Source organism: Pseudomonas asiatica, from assembly GCF_040214835.1.
Taxonomy (GTDB): Bacteria; Pseudomonadota; Gammaproteobacteria; order Pseudomonadales; family Pseudomonadaceae; genus Aquipseudomonas; species Aquipseudomonas putida_Z.
In genome coordinates, this window is the sequence record NZ_CP157874.1 from 381,317 (window position 1) to 398,746 (window position 17,430).

Annotated in this window: 12 protein-coding genes; 8 read left to right on the plus strand and 4 right to left on the minus strand. The window is 64.7% G+C overall.

The genetic code is table 11. The features are described from left to right. Positions 1 to 8 precede the first annotated feature (8 nt). Positions 9 to 2,654 carry a pyruvate dehydrogenase (acetyl-transferring), homodimeric type gene (gene aceE / locus ABNP31_RS01690; protein ID WP_085618446.1) on the minus strand — a complete coding sequence of 882 codons (2,646 nt, stop codon included), beginning with the start codon at positions 2,652 to 2,654 and terminating at the stop codon, positions 9 to 11. Between the two features lie 383 nt (positions 2,655 to 3,037). Here aceE and glnE point away from each other — a divergent pair, with 383 nt between their 5' ends. The 8 genes from glnE to ABNP31_RS01730 all read left to right on the plus strand — a co-directional run bounded on the left by glnE (position 3,038) and on the right by ABNP31_RS01730 (position 13,155). Beyond that, positions 3,038 to 5,971 carry a bifunctional [glutamate--ammonia ligase]-adenylyl-L-tyrosine phosphorylase/[glutamate--ammonia-ligase] adenylyltransferase gene (glnE, locus tag ABNP31_RS01695; protein WP_085664112.1) on the plus strand — a complete coding sequence of 978 codons (2,934 nt, stop codon included), beginning with the start codon at positions 3,038 to 3,040 and terminating at the stop codon, positions 5,969 to 5,971. Positions 5,972 to 6,194: 223 nt separating this feature from the next. Then, a complete protein-coding gene (gene waaF / locus ABNP31_RS01700) occupies positions 6,195 to 7,244 on the plus strand; it encodes a lipopolysaccharide heptosyltransferase II (protein WP_085664111.1) in 1,050 nt (349 codons plus the stop codon). Further along, a complete protein-coding gene (waaC, locus tag ABNP31_RS01705) occupies positions 7,245 to 8,303 on the plus strand; it encodes a lipopolysaccharide heptosyltransferase I (protein WP_015268679.1) in 1,059 nt (352 codons plus the stop codon). It begins immediately after the preceding gene. Continuing rightward, complete coding sequence (locus tag ABNP31_RS01710; RefSeq protein WP_013970538.1) at positions 8,303 to 9,427, plus strand: glycosyltransferase family 4 protein; 1,125 nt, start codon at positions 8,303 to 8,305, stop codon at positions 9,425 to 9,427. The genes waaC and ABNP31_RS01710 overlap by 1 nt, the downstream gene beginning before the upstream one ends. Then, positions 9,424 to 10,230, plus strand: a complete 807-nt coding sequence (gene rfaP / locus ABNP31_RS01715; protein WP_085664110.1) for a lipopolysaccharide core heptose(I) kinase RfaP — start codon at positions 9,424 to 9,426, stop codon at positions 10,228 to 10,230. Before ABNP31_RS01710 ends, rfaP begins: the two co-directional genes overlap by 4 nt. Next, positions 10,230 to 10,964: a lipopolysaccharide kinase InaA family protein gene (locus ABNP31_RS01720; RefSeq protein WP_025337412.1), complete on the plus strand. Its 735-nt coding sequence runs from the start codon at positions 10,230 to 10,232 to the stop codon at positions 10,962 to 10,964. Before rfaP ends, ABNP31_RS01720 begins: the two co-directional genes overlap by 1 nt. Continuing rightward, complete coding sequence (locus ABNP31_RS01725; RefSeq protein WP_350012930.1) at positions 10,961 to 11,713, plus strand: lipopolysaccharide kinase InaA family protein; 753 nt, start codon at positions 10,961 to 10,963, stop codon at positions 11,711 to 11,713. The genes ABNP31_RS01720 and ABNP31_RS01725 overlap by 4 nt, the downstream gene beginning before the upstream one ends. After that, complete coding sequence (locus tag ABNP31_RS01730) at positions 11,713 to 13,155, plus strand: lipopolysaccharide kinase InaA family protein (protein WP_350012931.1); 1,443 nt, start codon at positions 11,713 to 11,715, stop codon at positions 13,153 to 13,155. Before ABNP31_RS01725 ends, ABNP31_RS01730 begins: the two co-directional genes overlap by 1 nt. On the opposite strand, the gene ABNP31_RS01735 is transcribed toward ABNP31_RS01730, so the two are convergent. The 3 genes from ABNP31_RS01735 to ABNP31_RS01745 form a co-directional block, all read right to left on the minus strand. Continuing rightward, positions 13,116 to 15,935, minus strand: coding sequence for a dermonecrotic toxin domain-containing protein (locus ABNP31_RS01735; protein WP_350012932.1), 2,820 nt, complete (start codon positions 15,933 to 15,935; stop codon positions 13,116 to 13,118). The genes ABNP31_RS01730 and ABNP31_RS01735 overlap by 40 nt on opposite strands. Before the next feature lie 66 nt (positions 15,936 to 16,001). After that, positions 16,002 to 16,187 carry a hypothetical protein gene (locus ABNP31_RS01740; protein ID WP_085664106.1) on the minus strand — a complete coding sequence of 62 codons (186 nt, stop codon included), beginning with the start codon at positions 16,185 to 16,187 and terminating at the stop codon, positions 16,002 to 16,004. Beyond that, entirely contained in the window at positions 16,184 to 17,296 is a 1,113-nt protein-coding gene (locus ABNP31_RS01745; RefSeq protein WP_061303849.1) for a PepSY-associated TM helix domain-containing protein, read from the minus strand. The genes ABNP31_RS01740 and ABNP31_RS01745 overlap by 4 nt, the downstream gene beginning before the upstream one ends. Positions 17,297 to 17,430: the final 134 nt, after the last annotated feature.

The following is a 17,430-nucleotide window of genomic DNA, read 5'->3' on the forward strand; positions in this document are numbered from 1 at the left end:
AATACTCCTCAGCAGTCCAGTGGGTTGCGCTTGTCCGGGTCGATACCGAACTTGACGATAGCGTCTGCAACAACCTTTGGTTCGATCTCGCCGCGGTCAGCCAGGGCTTCCAGGGCAGCCAGCACCACGAAGTGGCGGTCGACTTCGAAGAAGTGACGCAGCTTCTTGCGGCTGTCGCTGCGACCGTAACCGTCGGTACCCAGGACCTTGAACTCTTTGCTCGGTACCCACTGGCGAATCTGCTCGGCGAACAGCTTCATGTAGTCGGTGGAGGCGATGACCGGGCCCTTGCGACCGTTCAGGCACTGCTCGACGTAGGTCTGCTGTGGCTTCTGGCCAGGCTTCAGGCGGTTGGCGCGTTCCACGGCCAGGCCGTCGCGACGCAGTTCGTTGAAGCTGGTGACGCTCCACACGTCGGCACCGACGTTGAACTCTTCACGCAGGATCTTCGCTGCTTCGCGGACTTCGCGCAGGATGGTGCCGGAGCCCATCAGCTGTACGTGGTGCGCGGCTTCGCGGGTGTCTTCTTCCAGCAGGTACATGCCCTTGATGATGCCTTCCTCGACACCGGCCGGCATGGCTGGCTGCTGGTAGGATTCGTTCATCACGGTGATGTAGTAGAAGATGTCCTGTTGCTCTTCGGTCATCTTCTTCATGCCGTCCTGGATGATCACCGCCAGCTCGTAGCCGTAGGTCGGATCGTAGGTGCGGCAGTTCGGGATGGTGCCCGCCATCATGTGGCTGTGACCGTCTTCGTGCTGCAGGCCTTCACCGTTCAGGGTGGTACGGCCGGCGGTACCGCCGATCAGGAAGCCACGGGTGCGGCTGTCGCCAGCGGCCCAGGCCAGGTCGCCAATACGCTGGAAGCCGAACATCGAGTAGAAGATGTAGAACGGCAGCATCGGCTGGTTGTGGCAGCTGTACGAGGTACCGGCAGCGATGAACGACGACATGGCGCCGGCTTCGTTGATGCCTTCCTCGAGGATCTGGCCCTTCTTGTCTTCGCGGTAGAACATCACCTGGTCTTTATCGACTGGCTCGTAGAGCTGGCCGACCGACGAGTAGATGCCCAGCTGGCGGAACATGCCTTCCATACCGAAGGTACGGGCTTCGTCCGGGATGATCGGGACGATGCGCTGGCCGATTTCCTTGTCCTTGACCAGCTGCGCCAGAATACGCACGAAGGCCATGGTGGTGGAGATTTCGCGGTCGCCCGAGCCGTCCAGGATCGCTTTCAGCGTTTCCAGTGGCGGGGTCGGTACGCTGAAGCTCTTGGCGCGGCGCTGTGGCACGAAACCGCCCAGGGCAGCACGGCGCTCGGCCAGGTACTTGGCTTCGGCAGAACCTTCTTCCGGCTTGAAGAACGGCAGGTTCTCCAGGTCGGCATCCTTGACCGGGATGTCGAAGCGGTCACGGAAGTGACGCAGGCTGTCGACGTCGACCTTCTTGGTGTTGTGCGCGGTGTTCTTGGCTTCGCCGGCACCGGTACCGTAACCCTTGATGGTCTTGGCCAGGATGACGGTAGGCTGGTCCTTGTGGTTGACCGCCTGGTGGTACGCCGCGTAGACCTTGTACGGGTCGTGGCCGCCACGGTTGAGCTTCCAGATCTCTTCGTCGGACAGGTCTTCGACCATGGCCTTGAGCTCTGGGGTGTTGAAGAAGTTCTCGCGAACGTACGCGCCGTCTTTGGCTTTGTAGTTCTGGTACTCGCCGTCGATGACTTCGTCCATGCGGCGCTGCAGGGCACCGTTGGTGTCCTTGGCGAACAGTGGGTCCCAGAAACGGCCCCAGACGACCTTGTTGACGTTCCAGCCACCGCCACGGAACACGCCTTCGAGTTCCTGGATGATCTTGCCGTTGCCGCGAACCGGGCCGTCGAGGCGCTGAAGGTTGCAGTTGATGACGAAGATCAGGTTGTCCAGCTTCTCGCGGCCGGCCAGGGCGATTGCACCCAGGGATTCCGGCTCGTCGCACTCGCCGTCGCCCATGAAGCACCAGACCTTCTGCTTGCCGGCCGGGATGTAGCCACGGGCTTCCAGGTACTTCATGAAGCGTGCCTGGTAGATGGCCTGGATCGGGCCCAGACCCATCGAAACGGTCGGGAACTGCCAGAAGTCAGGCATCAGCCATGGGTGCGGGTACGAAGACAGGCCGTTGCCGTCCACTTCCTGACGGAAGTTGTTCATCTGGTCTTCGTTGATGCGGCCTTCCATGAACGCACGGGCGTAGACGCCTGGCGAAGCGTGGCCCTGGAAGAAGATCAGGTCGCCGCCGTGTTCTTCGGTCGGGGCCTGGAAGAAGTAGTTGAAGCCGATGTCGTACAGGGTGGCGCTGGAGGCGAAGCTGGAGATGTGTCCGCCCAGGTCCGAGTCTTTCAGGTTGGTACGCATGACCATGGCCAGGGCGTTCCAACGCACCATCGAGCGAATGCGGCGTTCCATGAACAGGTCGCCAGGCATGCGTGCTTCGTGGGTGACAGGGATGGTGTTGCGGTATGGCGTGGTGATCGCATACGGCAGCTGGGAGCCACTACGGGTGGCCAGCTCGCCCATACGGGTCATCAGGTAATGAGCGCGGTCTTCGCCTTCTTTGTCGAGGACCGACTCCAGGGCATCCAGCCATTCCTGGGTTTCGATTGGATCGAGGTCTTGCATGGCTTGCTCCAGGGCGGAAAGGCAACCAGAATCGATTGCCTGAGATTGCGACTGGCCTTATGGGCAGACGTCGTGAATTCTTGGATTACCGGGGTGTCCTCCGGCGCCGTGTAGTTTTACTACATTTGCTTTCGCATTTCATGCTTTTACACGACACGAGTAGTAGTAAAACTACATTTGTGCGACGTTTCGTCGCATGCTGGCTTGTGAGGAAAAACGTTCATGTTGGTTGGCATTGTGTCGCGAACGGGTAACTCTTGATGTTTGTTGCCAATTTTTCGTTTCTTTCAGCTATTTCCAACTTTTGTACGACAGTCCAACCGTGGTCCGGCTTCCCCTTGGCCGCTTCTTCCCCTCTATTTCACGCCGATCAAGGATAGACCATGCGCCTACCTTTGCCGTCCGATCTGCCCGCCACCCTGCAGCCGCTGGTCGCGCGCAACCAGCAATTCATCAGCGATGCGGTGGCTGCCCACCCGGAACTCGATCTCCAGGCCTGGAGCCCGCTGCACCGGCAACAGTTCGACCAGGTAGCCGCCGCCAGCGACTTCGTGCTCGGCCTGGTCCGGCGCGAGCCGGCCATGCTGTTCGGCCTGCTGGCCAGTGGCGAGCTGGATCGGCGTTACGCCGCGGGTGAACTGCGCGGGCACATTGCTGCAGCCGCCCAGGCGGCGCAGAGCGAGGACGAGCTGGCGCGCAACCTGCGCCGCGAGCGCAACCGCCAACAGTTGCGCATCATCTGGCGCGACATCACCCGCCAGGCCGCGCTGGGCGAAACCTGCCGCGACCTGTCCGACCTGGCCGACGCCGCCATCGATGAAGCCTACCAATGGCTGTACCCGCGCCACTGCCAGCAGTTCGGCACGCCTGTCGGCAACCGCAGCGGCCAGCCGCAGCACATGGTGGTGCTGGGCATGGGCAAGCTGGGCGCGGTGGAGCTGAACCTGTCGTCGGACATCGACCTGATCTTCGCCTTCCCCGAAGGCGGCGAAACCGAAGGGGTGAAGCGCTCGCTGGACAACCAGGAGTTCTTCACCCGCCTGGGCCAGCGCCTGATCAAGGCGCTGGACCCGGTCACCGTCGACGGTTTCGTGTTCCGCGTCGACATGCGCCTGCGCCCGTATGGCTCGGCCGGCGCGCTGGTGCTCAGCTTCAATGCCCTGGAGCAGTACTACCAGGACCAGGGCCGTGACTGGGAACGCTATGCGATGATCAAGGCGCGGGTGGTGGCCGGTGACCAGGCGGCCGGCGCGCAGCTGCAGGAGATGCTGCGGCCGTTCGTGTACCGCCGCTACCTGGACTTTTCCGCGATCGAAGCGCTGCGCACCATGAAGCAGCTGATCCAGCAGGAAGTGCGGCGCAAGGGCATGGCCGACAACATCAAGCTGGGTGCCGGTGGCATTCGCGAGGTGGAATTCATCGCCCAGGCCTTCCAGCTGATCCACGGCGGGCGCGACCTCAGCCTGCAACAGCGGCCGCTGCTGAAAGTGCTGGCCACCCTCGAGGGCCAGGGCTACCTGCCGCCAGCCGTGGTCGCCGAGTTGCGCGAGGGTTATGAGTTCCTGCGCTATACCGAACACGCCATCCAGGCCATCGCCGACCGCCAGACGCAGATGCTGCCGGACAGCGAGACCGATAAGGCGCGGGTGGCCTACATGCTCGGTTATGCCGACTGGCAAAGCTTCCATGACCAGCTGACGCACTGGCGTGGCCGGATTGACTGGCACTTCCGCCAGGTGATCGCCGACCCGGATGATGAAGACGGCGAGGGCGAGCTGGTGGTGGGTGGCGAATGGTCGCCGCTGTGGGAGCAGGCGCAGGATGAAGATGCCGCTGGCCGTCAGCTGCAGGAGGCCGGTTTCCAGCAGCCCGCCGAAGCCCTGCGGCGCCTGGCCGCGCTGCGCTCCAGCCCGCAGCTGCGTTCGATGCAGCGGATTGGCCGTGAGCGCCTGGACGCCTTTATCCCGCGGTTGCTGGCTCAGGCTGTGGAACATGACAACCCCGACCTGGTGCTCGAGCGCGTGCTGCCGCTGGTCGAGGCCGTGGCACGCCGTTCTGCCTACCTGGTGCTGCTGACCGAAAACCCCGGCGCCTTGCGCCGCCTGCTGACCCTGTGCGCCGCCAGCCCGTGGATTGCCGAGCAGATTGCCCGCTACCCGCTGCTGCTCGATGAACTGCTCAATGAAGGCCGCCTGTTCAGCCCGCCACTGGCGCCGGAGCTGGCCAGCGAACTGCGCGAGCGCCTGACGCGCATCCCCGAGGACGACCTGGAACAGCAAATGGAGGCGCTGCGCCACTTCAAGCTGGCCCACAGCCTGCGCGTGGCCGCCTCGGAAATCAGCGGCAACCTGCCGCTGATGAAAGTCAGCGACTACCTGACCTGGCTGGCCGAGGCCATCCTCGACCAGGTGCTGGCCCTGGCCTGGCGCCAGACCGTGGCTCGCCACGGCCAGCCCAAGCGCAGCGACGGCAGCCTGTGCGACCCGGGCTTCATCATCATCGGCTACGGCAAGGTAGGTGGCCTGGAGCTGGGTCACGGTTCGGACCTGGACCTGGTATTCATCCATGACGGCGACCCGCAGGCGGAAACCGACGGCGCCAAGCCGATCGACAGTGCGCAGTTCTTCACCCGCCTGGGCCAGCGCATCATTCACCTGCTGACCACCCAGACCAACTCGGGCCAGCTGTATGACGTGGACATGCGCCTGCGCCCGTCGGGGGCCTCGGGCCTGCTGGTGAGTTCGCTGGGAGCGTTCGAGCGCTACCAGCAGAACGAGGCCTGGACCTGGGAGCATCAGGCCCTGGTGCGGGCCCGGGTGCTGGTGGGCTGCAAGCAGGTGGGCACGGCGTTCGAAGGCGTGCGCGCCAAGGTGCTGGGCCAGGCCCGCGACCTGGAAAAACTGCGCAGCGAAGTGAGCGAAATGCGCGCCAAGATGCGCGACAACCTCGGCACCAAGGCCACCGCAGCCGGTACCGCGGCAAACGCCTTCGAGGCCGGTGTGCCGTTCGATATCAAGCAGGATGCCGGCGGTATCGTCGATATCGAATTTATGGTGCAATACGCCGCTTTGGCCTGGTCCCACGACCACCCGGCCATACTCCGATGGACCGATAACATCCGCATTCTGGAAGAGCTGGAGCAGGCGGGTTTGATGCCGGCCAGTGACGCGGTGCTGTTGCGTGAAGTGTACAAGGCGTTCCGCTCGGCCTCGCACCGCCAGGCCCTGCAGAAGCAGGCCGGGGTTATCGATGCGGCGCAGTTTGCCGATGAACGCCGTGAGGTGCGGCGGATCTGGGGTGAATTGGGTTTGACTTGAGATTGCTGGGGCCGCTTTGCGGCCATCGCGACACAAGGCCGCTCCTACAGGAGATCGCATTCCCTTGCAGGAGCGGCCTTGTGTCGCGATGGGCTGCAAAGCAGCCCCAAAGGCTCATGCCTCACCACCGGTGGTACACTGTCCGCCACATAGCCTGAATATAAAGAGGGGAGGCCAGGCTGTACCGCAGCCTGTAGCCTCCCCGAGCGTTTCTGGACTAAGCATGAGAATACTGATCATTGGCCCCAGCTGGGTCGGCGACATGGTGATGGCGCAGACCCTGTTCCAGTGCCTGAAACAGCAGCACCCCGACTGCGTGATCGATGTGCTGGCCCCCGAGTGGAGCCGGCCGATCCTCGAACGCATGCCCGAGGTCCGTCAGGCCCTGAGCTTCCCGCTCGGCCACGGCGCACTGGAACTGGCCACGCGGCGACGCATCGGCAAGTCCCTGGCCGGCCAGTACGACCAGGCCATCCTGCTGCCCAACTCGCTCAAGTCGGCGCTGGTGCCGTTCTTTGCCGGTATCCCCAAGCGCACCGGCTGGCGTGGCGAAATGCGCTTCGGCCTGCTCAACGACGTGCGCAAGCTGGACAAGGCCCGCTACCCGCTGATGATCGAGCGCTTCATGGCCCTGGCCTACGCGCCCGGCACCGAGCTGCCGCAGCCGTACCCGCGCCCCAGCCTGCAGATCGAAGCGCAAAGCCGCGACGCCGCCCTGGCCAAGTTCGGCCTGGAGCTGGACCGCCCGGTGCTGGCGCTGTGCCCCGGTGCCGAGTTCGGCGAGGCCAAGCGCTGGCCGGCCGAGCACTACGCCACCGTGGCCGATGCGATGATCCGCCAGGGCTGGCAGGTGTGGCTGTTCGGCTCGAAGAACGATCACCCGGTCGGTGAGCAGATTCGCGACCGGCTGATCCCGGGCTTGCGTGAAGAGTCGTCCAACCTGGCCGGCGAAACCTCGCTTGCCGAGGCTATCGACCTGATGTCCTGCGCCCATGCCGTGGTGTCCAACGACTCGGGCCTGATGCACGTGGCCGCCGCGCTGAACCGACCAATGGTGGCGGTGTACGGCTCGACCTCGCCAGGCTTCACCCCGCCGCTGGCCGAGCACGTGGAAGTGGTGCGCACCGGCATCGAGTGCAGCCCGTGCTTCGACCGCACCTGCCGCTTCGGTCACTACAACTGCCTGCGTTTGCTGGAACCGGGCAAAGTCATCGCTGCTTTGCACAGCCTGACCGGGCCGGACCTGATCGATACCGTGGCCGAGGTCGACTAAGTGCGGGTACTGATCATCAAGACTTCGTCGCTGGGTGATGTGATCCACACCTTGCCGGCGCTTACCGATGCCGCCCACGCCATCCCGGGCATCCGCTTCGACTGGGTGGTGGAAGAAGGCTTCGCCGAAATCCCCAGCTGGCACCCGGCGGTCGACCAGGTGATCCCGGTGGCCATTCGCCGCTGGCGCAAGAACCTCTGGCAAACCATCAAGAGCGGCGAGTGGAAGGCATTCAAGCAACGTGTACGCGAGCGCAAGTACGACCTGGTGATCGACGCCCAGGGCCTGGTCAAATCGGCCTGGCTGACCCGCTACGTGAAGGCGCCGGTGGCCGGCCTGGACCGCTACTCGGCCCGCGAAGGCTGGGCCAGCCGCTTCTATGACCGGCGCCTGTCGGTTGCCACCGGCCAGCACGCGGTGGAGCGGGTGCGCCAGCTGTTCGCCATGGCCTTGGCCTACGACCTGCCGGAAGGCATCGGCAACTACGGCCTCGACCTCGAGCGCCTGCAACTGCCGCCGGCCGCCCCCTATGTGGTGTTCCTGCATGGCACCACCTGGGCGACCAAGCACTGGCCCGAAGCCTACTGGCGCGAACTGGCCGAGCGCATGGGCCGGCGCAAGCTGGAAGTGCGCCTGCCGTGGGGCAACCCGGCCGAGAAGGCGCGGGCCGAGCGTATCGCCCAGGGCTTGAACAACTGCCAGGTGCTCCCCAAATTGAACCTTGCCGGTGTCGCACGCGTGTTGGCGGCGGCAAAAGCCTGCGTGGCGGTCGATACCGGCCTCGGCCACCTGGCGGCGGCACTCGATGTGCCCACCATTTCGCTGTTCGGCCCGACCAACCCGGGCCTGACCGGCGCCTACGGACGGACCCAGATTCACCAGGCCAGTGACTGGCCCTGCGCGCCCTGCCTGCAGAAAAAGTGCACTTACAAACCGAGCGCCGATGACCTGCGCCGGTTCGATCTGAAACGCGAGTGGCCATTGTGCTTCACTCGCCTGAATCCCGAGCATGTGGCGAGCCGCTTGAGCGCGTTGCTGCTGGCTGAGGATGTCCGTTGATGCAACTGGCTTTCGTGCTTTACAAATATTTCCCCTTCGGCGGGCTGCAGCGCGACTTCATGCGCATTGCCCTGGAATGCCAGAAGCGGGGCCACCAGATCCGTGTGTACACGTTGATCTGGGAGGGTGACATTCCGCCGGGCTTCGAAGTGCTGGTGGCGCCGGTGAAGGCGATTTTCAATCACCGCCGCAACGAGAAGCTCAGCGCCTGGATGGCCGCCGACCTGGCCAAGCGCCCGGTCGACCGCCTGATCGGTTTCAACAAGATGCCTGGGCTGGACGTGTACTACGCCGCCGACGGCTGCTTCGAGGACAAGGCGCAGACCCTGCGTGGCGGCCTGTACCGCCGCTGGGGCCGCTACCGGCACTTTGCCGAGTACGAACGTGCGGTGTTCGCCAAGGACGCCCATACCGAAGTGCTGATGATTTCCGAAGTGCAGCAGCCGCTGTTCATCAAGCACTACGGCACCCCGGTAGAGCGTTTCCACCTGCTGCCGCCGGGCATTTCCCAGGACCGCCGCGCGCCGGCCAATGCCGGCGAAATCCGCGCCGAGTTCCGCAAGGAATTCAACCTGGGCGATGACGACCTGCTGCTGGTGCAGATTGGCTCGGGCTTCAAGACCAAGGGCGTTGACCGCAGCCTCAAGGCCCTGGCCGCGCTGCCGTCGGCCCTGCGCAAGCGCACCAGGCTGATGGTGATCGGCCAGGATGACCCCAAGGTGTTCCAGTTGCAAAGCGCTACCTTGGGCCTGGGCGAGCAGGTGCAGTTCCTCAAGGGCCGCAGCGACATCCCGCGTTTCCTGCTGGGCGCCGACCTGCTGATCCACCCGGCGTACAACGAGAACACCGGCACGGTGCTGCTCGAGGCGCTGGTGGCCGGCCTGCCGGTGCTGGTCTCCAAGGTGTGCGGCTACGCCCACTACATTGCCGAGGCCGACAGCGGCCTGGTGCTGGACGAGCCGTTCGAGCAGGAACAGCTCAATGGTTACCTGCAGCGTATGCTTGAAGACCAACAGGCCCGCGCCAGCTGGTCGCGCAACGGCCTGGCGTTTGCTGAAACCGCCGATCTGTACAGCATGCCGCAGCATGCCGCCGACGTGATCCTGGGGCAGGAGTCCGCATGAAGCTGATACTGGCCGAACCGTTCAAGCGCCTGTGGGCCGGGCGTGATGCCTTCGATGCCGTGGAGGCGCTGCAAGGCGAGGTCTATCGCGAACTGGAAGGGCGCCGCACGCTGCGCACCGAGGTCGCTGGCGAGGGCTTCTTCGTCAAGATCCACCGCGGCATTGGCTGGGGCGAGATATTCAAGAACCTGCTTACCGCCAAGCTGCCGGTGCTTGGCGCCGGCCAGGAATGGCAGGCCATCCAGCGCCTGCACCAGGTTGGCGTGCCGACCATGACTGCCGTCGCCTATGGCGAGCGTGGCAGCAACCCGGCCGCGCAGCATTCGTTCATCATCACCGAAGAACTGGCGCCGACCATCAGCCTGGAAGACTTCAGCATCGACTGGGTCAGGCAGCCGCCCGAGCCGCGCCTGAAGCGCGCGCTGATCGCCGAAGTGGCGAAGATGACCGGCGGCATGCACCGCGCGGGGGTCAACCACCGCGACTGCTACATCTGCCACTTCCTGCTGCACACCGACCGCCCGGTGACGGCGGACGACTTCAAACTGTCGGTGATCGACCTGCACCGCGCGCAGACCCGGGCGAAAATCAGCCGCCGCTGGCGCGACAAGGACCTGGCCGCGCTGTACTTCTCGGCGCTGGACATCGGCCTGACCCAGCGCGACAAGCTGCGCTTCCTGCGCGGTTACTTCCAGCGCCCGCTGCGGCAGGTCCTGAAGGATGAAGCCTCGCTGCTCGCCTGGCTGGAGCGCAAGGCGCAGAAACTCTATGACCGCAAACAACGTTATGGGGATGCACTCTGATGGCGGGGTGGACACTGGCGCCGGGCTACGAACACCTGGCGGCGGACTTCGGCAGCCTGGAAGCGGTATTTGCCCTGCAAGGCGAGCGCCTGACCCGCGACCCGATCAGCGAGGTGGTGCGTATCGAGCGTGACGGGGTCAATTACTACGTCAAGCGCTACACCGGGGCCGGCAAGCACATGCGCCGTTACCTGGGCCGGCCGCGGATCAAGGCCGAATGGCAGAACCTCAAGCAGTTCGACAAGTGGGGCATCCCCACTGCCGAAGTGGTGGCCTGGGGCCTGGAGCGCAATGGCCTGGCCTTTGGCCGGGGGGCCATGATCACCCGCGAACTGCCGCGCACCGAAGACCTGTCGGCGCTGGCCGAGCGCAACGATGCACGCCTGGCCGATCGCGCCTGGGTCGGGCATGTCAGCAGCCAGCTGGCGCGCCACACCCGGGTCATGCACCAGCACCACTTCGCCCACAACGACCTGAAATGGCGCAACCTGCTGGTCGACGACCAGGGCACGCTATTCTTCATCGACTGCCCCACCGGCGATTTCTGGCGCGGCTTCATGTGGCGGCACCGGATGATCAAGGACCTGGCGTGCCTGGACAAAGTGGCCAAATACCACCTGTCGGCAACCCAGCGCCTGCGTTTCTACCTGCAATACCGTGGCCGCGACCGGCTGAATGTGCGTGACAAGAAGCGCATTCGCCAGGTGGTGAGCTTTTTCGAGGGAAGGGAATGACCGATTACCTGGCCAGCGCGGACCTCGCGCTGCTCAAACGCCATGGCCTGGATGACTTCGAGGCGCTGTGGGCACTGCAACTGGATGCCGTGGACGAACCGAACACCGGCCGCGGAGGCTGGAGCAGCGTGTTCCGCCTGGAACTCGAAGGCAAGGGCTACTACCTCAAGCGCCAGAGCGACTACCTGACCCGTACCCTGCACCGGCCATTCGGCGAGCCGACCTTCGCCCGCGAATTCCGCAACATCAGCCGTTACCAGAAGCTGCACATTCCGGCCTTGCAGGCGGTGTTCTATGGCGAGCGCAAGAAAGGTGGCACGCACCGGGCGATCCTGATGACTCGCGCCCTGGACGAATGGGCCGACCTCGACAGCCTGCTGGCCCAGTGGCCACAACTGAGCGATGCTGAACGCAATGGCGTCCTGCAGGCCTGCGGCCAGCTGGCGCGCACCCTGCACAGCGCCGGCCAGGTGCATGGCTGCTTCTACCCCAAGCACATCTTCCTGCGCCAGCGCCGCGAAGGCTGGGACGCGCAACTGATCGACCTGGAGAAGACCCGCCCCCTGCTGTTCGGCATGCGTGACCGTCTCAAGGACCTGGAGCCGCTGCTGCGTCGTGCCCCGGTCTGGAGCGAGCTTGATGTACGTACCTTGCTGGCCAGCTACCTGGCGCAGCCTGCCGATGGCACGCTGGTCGATACCTGGCTGCAACGCCTGACGCAACGCCGTCGTGAAAAAGAGGCCCGCTGATGCGTTTGTCTGAATTGAAAGAGGCCGGGCGCAGCCCCTCGCTGCCCCTGAGCATCACCCTGGCCGATGCCGCCGGCATGGCCGACCTGCAATTGCTCAGCCTGCTGCGCGTGCTGCCGGGCCAGCGCTATGTGGGCGCCGGCGTGTGGCGCGGTACCCCGGTGCTGGCCAAGCTGCTGGTCGGTGGTAACGCTGCACGGCATTTCCAGCGCGAACTGCAAGGCGTGAAGCTGCTGGCCGAGCAGGGCCTGACCACGCCGAAGCTGCTGGCCGACGGCCTCAAGGAAGGCGAGGGCGGCTGGCTGCTGTTCGAATTCCTCGACGGTGCCGAAAGCCTGGCCGATGCCTGGGCGGCAGTGGAGAGCTTGCCGGTACTGGCCGACGAGCAGCACCTGGTGCTGGGCGAGGCGCTCACCGCAGTGGCGCACATGCACGCCCGGGGCCTGTGGCAGGAAGACCTGCACCTGGACAACCTGCTGCGCCACGGCGGCAAGCTGTACCTGATCGACGGCGCCGGCATCAAGGCCGAAACGCCTGGCCAGCAGCTGTCGCGCCCACGTGTGCTGGAAAACCTGGGGGTATTCTTCGCCCAGCTACCCAAGCGTCTGGAGCCGTTCATCGAAGAACTGCTGGTGCAGTACCTGCTGGCCAACGCCGAGCATGCGCTGCCGCTGGAAGCCTTGCAGAAGCAGGTGGACAAGGTGCGCAGCTGGCGCCAGAAGGATTACCTGGAAAAGGCTGGTCGTGAATGCAGCCTGTTCAGTGTCGAGCGCAGCCTTTCGGGCTTGCGGGCAGTCCGCCGCGACGAGGCCGAAGCCATGTTGCCGGTGCTGGAGCAGGCTGACGCGTTGATTGACCAGGGCCACCTGTACAAGACCGGTGGTGCGGCCAGCGTGGCGCGCATCGAGGTTGGCGGCCGCACACTGGTGCTCAAACGCTACAACATCAAGAACACCGCGCACTGGTTCAAGCGCTTCTGGCGCCCGAGCCGGGCCTGGCATTCCTGGATCGAAGGCCACCGCCTGGAGTTCCTCGACATTGCCACGCCGCGTCCACTCGCGGTGCTGGAGCAGCGGGTGATGGGGCTGCGAAGCCGTGCCTACCTGGTCACCGAGTATGTCGATGGCCCGGACCTGGCCGAATGCTTCGCGCCCTACGTGGATAACGGCGATGCGCCCGAGGAGCAGGTGGATGCCCTGGTGCACGTGATGCAGCAACTGATTCGTGAGCGTATCAGCCACGGCGACTTCAAGGGCCACAACCTGTTCTGGCACAACGGCCAGTGGTCGCTGATCGACCTCGACGCCATGTGCCAGCACGCCACCCAGCTCAGCTTTGCCCCGGCCTACGCCCGCGATCGGGCGCGGCTGCTGCGCAACTGGCCGAGTGGCAGTGCCTTGCATCAGCGGCTGGACCGGCTGCTGCCCAAGCTGGCCGAGTAATCCGCCGGCAGTGCCAGCCAGTCGCTGCTGCGGCCTGGCTGGCGCACGCGAATGCGCCATTGGCCGCCCTGTTGGCGCAGTACTGCCCAGGCGTGGACTGCGCCCAGTGCCTTCTCGGGCAGCAGCAGATGGAAATGCCCGGCGAGCAGGTGCCGACGAACCGGCAACTGCTGGTCACCCAGCTGCAGATAGAGTTGCCCCCCGGTGTCGTGCAGGTCGGCTTCCCCTGCCACTGGTTCGCCCTCGAGCGGCGGTTGCAGGCGTACCTCTTCCAACAGCTGGGCTACGTCAGGTAGCCCGTCATGCCATAGCACGATGGAATCGACCACCCAATTGCCATTGCGCAGCCGTTTGATCGGCAGCTGCGCGTAGGCATCCGGCTGCCTGGGGTCGAGCACCCGCCAGCGATAGCCGTCGAAGTGGACGTTGTACAACCGCCCCTGGCTGTCCTTGACGAAGTAACGGTCCGGGCCTGGCACGCTGTTGATCTGTTCGTACACTTCCTCGCCATGAACCCCGTCGATCCGGTAGCGCAGCTTGCTCACGTCCACGGCCGCTTCGTGGGTTTTCGGCAGTGGGCGCGGGGGTTGCGGTGGCAGGCCGCGCATCGCCCTGCGCATGAGGGGCGAGCCAGCGAAACTGGACAACCCGTCGGCGCTGTGGCTCAAAGCGGCCATGGCGTGGTGGAAGGTTGCTGCATAATCCTCTTTTTCCAGGGCTTCGAAGCCGTCCCAAAGCGAAATCGACATACGGCCGAAGGCCAGGGCTGACATTGTCGGGGCCGGTAGCACGAGGCTGATCATGTCGAGAACCAGGCGCAGCGTCGACAGCCCGTACTCGCCGAGCAGCTCGCGGTTGCTGCGGCTGTTGGTATCGGCCTCGGCGATCATGGCGTGGACCTGGGCCTTGTAAAGGGCATCGAAGAGGTTGCCGTTGATCATTGGCCTTTGCACATATGGCCCGAGGCGGCCCTTGCGCACCAATTTGTCGAGCCGCTTGCCATCAGCCAGAGGCGCGCGCTGGATCAGGTACTTTCGCAAGGACGGCGTGCTGCGAAGGGTTCTGAGCAGCGCCCGGGTATCGGGGTATTCACGCCATGCGCGCCGATCGGGAGCGTCCGGCGTATACAGCACCAGCGACGGCTGGTTGTCGCTCTCGGCATTGAGCAGCAGTACCCCTTGCAGCGTGTGCCCGTCGATGATCAGCTGGCGCACCGCGATACGATGCTCGTCGATTGTAGGGCGCCAATTGTTGTCGGGGTGGTCGGTGACGGCTTTGACCCAGCGATAGCCTCGCTCGTGGGTATCGTTCAGAAAGTGCCTGGCATAGCGGGCCTTGGCCGCCTCGGCGCGCATGCGGGCGCGGTTCATGTTGCCGTGGCATTGCATGCGCCAGCGCGCACCTGGAGACTCCAGCAGGTGGGTTCGCAGGTAGCGGATGTAGCCACTGCCTGCGTCAAGCTCGCGCACCAGGCGCTTTACCCCTTCTGCGGATATTGATTCCAGTGTGGAACCGTCTTCGTGGTGTATTCGGGCAGTCAGCCAGTAATCGACGTCGAACCAGCCGATGTTCAACAGGGCCAGCTCGTCCAGGCGGTAGGTGGTGGTTACCAGCTCGATGGTGCCACCGACATGGCGACGGTTGGCAACGGCCACGTAACCCGAAGGTGCCAGCGGGTTGATCAACGGGCCGGTGCGGTGTGCAAGCGTGACGGTTATGCAGACTTTTTCGGCAGGCAAGTCGATGGAGAATTCGCGCCGCAGCGCCTTGCCAAGGCGTTCGCGCACCCATGCCAGCAGGTGGTGGCGATTGCCGAACGCCTCCAGGGTCAAAAGGCCGGGTGCAGCAGCCTGGGTGATGGCCCCGGCGAGCTCCTGGATCGTTTGCATGATGTGCGTCAGGCTTTGCGTGGAGCTCTGGCGCAGCCAGGCGGGCAGGTGTTTTTCCAGCAGCAGCGCATAACGGGTGGACAACGCATATTGGCTGCCCATGAGATCGGTCAGTGACTGCTGTTTGGCCAGGGTGCTTTTGAGTGCCGGCAGATCCGGGTTCTGGTCAAGCGCCCAGGCGGCGTGCCAGGCGATGGTGAGCCGTTGATGCTGCGCGTCGATCACGTCAGTGGCCTGTTGTTCGACCAGGTCGCCGGTAAACCACTCGTAGCGCAGCCGGTCGGCACACCGGACCAGTTGCTGGTCCTGCAGGCGGGGTAGCAGTTGCAGCATTGGCCGGCTTTGCATGGGGTCGTCCAGGCGCTCGCACAGCTCTCTATGCAGTTCGGCCAGGTTGGCGAAGCCTTCAACGCCATGAGAAACGCTGCACAGCAGTGCCTGGCCTGTGGCTGTTGCAGGCTCGGCAACGGCCCCTTCCGGTGCGTCTGCCACCAATACCAGCACGCCGGGTAACGGCAACCGGCCATGGGGCCTTGAGCGGTTGAATACCGGCCGATAAACCTGGGCCCGGTGGGTGTCTGGCAGGTGGTTGCGCTGCCAGGGTAGCGGCAGCTCCAGGGAGGTGCGCAGCAGGCTGATGTGGCTGTAGTCCAGGGTCTGGTCGGCGAGGCGCAGTTCCAGTTCGGCCAGAAGTTGCTCATGACGCAGTTCGCGCAGTTGCCGGACGCGGCTGTGGCCTGCTTCGACAGGGTCGTTCCAGAACGCTGCCAGGTCACCAAAAAAACGCTGACGCATGGCGGCCGGTTCCGTTTCGCCCGCCAGTTCGGGTTTGCCTTGCTCAAGGGCGATGAGTTGTTGATCGAGCGCTTCGAGGCGCTGCAAAGGTGTCATGGTATGGCTCCTTGGAAAATGGGAGCCAACCATGTCGCGGCAAAAGAGGGTGCGGGTATTACCCGGTTACTGCCGTGGACGAGGGTAGAAACCTTGCAGGCCGAGAGCCGCCGACACCCCCAGGCCGAGCCAGGCCAGGCTGTCCCAGACCCCGTCCCCCAGCAAGGCGGCAAACAGCCCCACGGCAGTGAGCAAGGCCACGACCATCGGCCAGACGAAGATGCGCCAGGTCGGCTGTGACCTGTGGCTCATGCCCGCGCCTCCCGCTTCGTGCGTTGTTTGCCCCACCACAGGTACAAGCCGCTGCCGAGGACGATGATGGTCAGCACATCGAGTAGCGCCCACAGGATTTGCATTGGCCGGCCGCCGTAGTCGCCGAAGTGCAGTGGTTGCGACAGGCCCATGGCATCCATGTACCAGGGGCGTTCGCCGACGGCGGTCACCGCCAGTGTTCGCGCATCGATCAGCACGGGCGTGAGCAGGTGCGAGGTCAGGTGCGTGGCGCCCTTCATGAACACCGCATAGTGGTGCTCACTGGAAAAGCGTGTGCCGGGGAAGGCGATGAAGTCCGGGCGCATGCCGGGGGCGGCCTGTTCGGCGATGGTCAGCAGGTGGGTGGCCGGGGCGCGTTCGGTGAGCGGTGGGGCATCACGGTACGGGGCAACCATGGCGGCCAGGCTGTCGTTGCGCCAGGCGGCGATGACCAGGTCCGACAGCGCGCTGATGACACCGGTCACGCCTACCGTCAGTGCCCAGGCCAAGGTGACCACGCCGATCAGGTTGTGCAGGTCGAGCCAGCGCAGGCGACGGGATTTGCCGTGGCGCACCGTGCCGAAGTCCAGGCGGCGCATGAACGGTGCATAGAGCACGGTGCCGGAGATGATCGCCACGACGAACAGCACGCCCATGAAGGCCAGCAGCAGCTTGCCGGGCAGGCCGGCGAACATGTCCACGTGCAGGCGCAGCATGGTCATCATGAAGCCGCCGTTGGCGGCCGGCATGGCCACGGCTTCACCGGTGCGGGCGTCGAGCATGAAGGTGTGCGACGAATTGGGATCGGTGCCGGCGGTGGCGGCGGTTATGGCCACTACGCCGTTGGCTTCGTCCTCGTCGTAGCCGAAGTACTGCATGACCTCGCCGGGGCGGTGCTGCTCGGCCTTGATCACCAACTGCTGCAGGTCGAGGTGTGGTGTATCGGCCGGCATTTCCCGCAGTTCGGGGGCGTCGCCGAGCAGGTGTTCGAGTTCGTGGTGGAAGATCAGCGGCAGGCCGGTGACTGCCAGCAACAGCAGGAACAGGGTGCAGACCAGGCTGCTCCAGGTGTGGATCACCGACCAGCGGCGGATGGTTGGGCTTTTCATCACGGTACCGATTTTTGCCTGTCGGAAGCTGGGGCTGCTGCGCAGCCCTTTCGCGACACAAGGCCGCTCCTACAGGGGAGCACGTTTTCCTGTAGGAGCGGCCTTGTGTCGCGAAAGGGCCGCAAAGCGGCCCC